A 256-nucleotide genomic window follows, 5' to 3' on the forward strand; every position below is an offset into this window, starting at 1 on the left:
GGCTGCTGTTCATCGCCCTGTCCATCGCCGGGGTGCTGCTCCTCCGGAAGCCGGTCCAGCAGTGGCTCGGGGCCAACGCGCCGCTGCTCCCGTCCGAGGAGATGCGCGGAGAATGGGCGCTGGTCACGGAGGAGATCCGCCCCGGCGACGTGGGGAAGGTGGAGCTCCGGGGGACGACCTGGAGCGCCCGGGCGAACCGCACGGTGCGCGTGGGCGAGCGGGCTCCGGTGGATCGCATCGACGGCCTCACGGTCTG

At 73.0% G+C, this 256-nt stretch carries 1 protein-coding gene; it reads left to right on the forward strand.

All coding sequences use genetic code 11. The features are described 5' to 3' along the window. On the forward strand, positions 1-256 hold a 256-nt coding region (locus EUU22_RS24445; protein ID WP_205687972.1), incomplete at both ends, for an NfeD family protein.

Origin of the sequence: Ciceribacter ferrooxidans (assembly GCF_004137355.1) — a bacterium.
Classification (GTDB): domain Bacteria; phylum Pseudomonadota; class Alphaproteobacteria; order Rhizobiales; family Rhizobiaceae; genus Allorhizobium; species Allorhizobium ferrooxidans.